The 773-nt window shown below is 31.3% G+C and carries 1 protein-coding gene and 1 pseudogene; both read right to left on the reverse strand.

Features of this window, described 5'->3' with window-relative positions; genetic code table 11:
* Positions 1–509, reverse strand: a 509-nt coding sequence (locus tag OCV72_RS16415) for an FtsX-like permease family protein (protein ID WP_155515245.1), incomplete at its 3' end; no start/stop codon positions are given.
* Positions 510–572: 63 nt separating this feature from the next.
* A pseudogene (locus OCV72_RS16420) lies at positions 573–773 on the reverse strand (ABC transporter ATP-binding protein); the annotation flags it as partial.

A 773-nucleotide genomic window follows, 5' to 3' on the forward strand; every position in this document is an offset into this window, starting at 1 on the left:
ATTATAAAGATTCCAAGCATAACTCCCAGACACAAAAGAATTGTATTTTTATATACGACCGGATCCACTTTTTGTAATGTAATAATCTGAGGATTGTATTGATTTAAGCAATATAAAATTCCATATAGGAGCAGATTTCCTAACAAAATACCAATTAAAAGTGAACCTATACATCCTATAATGTATTCCGCAAAAAGAAGCATATAAGACATCTTCTTTTTCATCCCAAGCATAATAAAAGTTCCATAATCTTTTGCCCGGAGTTTAATATAATAGCGCATAGAAAATACCATCAAAAGTATTGTAACAACAGTTATTAATCCAACCGCTATCATAAAATCACTTTTTATTCCCATCATAATCGAAGGTTCTGTAACTGCCCGCACTACAACATCATTCAATCCCCAAAAGATAAATAATTCTGCTACGGCTATAATGTTACTGACAAAAAATAAAATATATTTCCGTATATTGCTTTTAAAATTTTTGTAAATTATTTTATGCAGCATATACCTTCCCACCCCTTACAATAATCTTGAATTCAAATATAGCTGATACTGGCATTGGTCTTTTTATAATTCCGCCATTTTGGAAAGGATTGTTTGATAAAATGTTTCCCTGTTACTACCCTTCTTTAATTCTTCCAAAATCTTTCCATCCTTCAACAGAATAATCCGGTCACAATAACTTGCCATCTGCGGATCATGTGTTACCATGACAATCGTCTTCTTATATTCCGATGAAATCTTATTCAATGCATCAATTACAATTTT

The sequence above is a fragment of the Dorea amylophila genome, assembly GCF_025567265.1.
Taxonomy (GTDB): Bacteria; Bacillota; Clostridia; order Lachnospirales; family Lachnospiraceae; genus Dorea_A; species Dorea_A amylophila.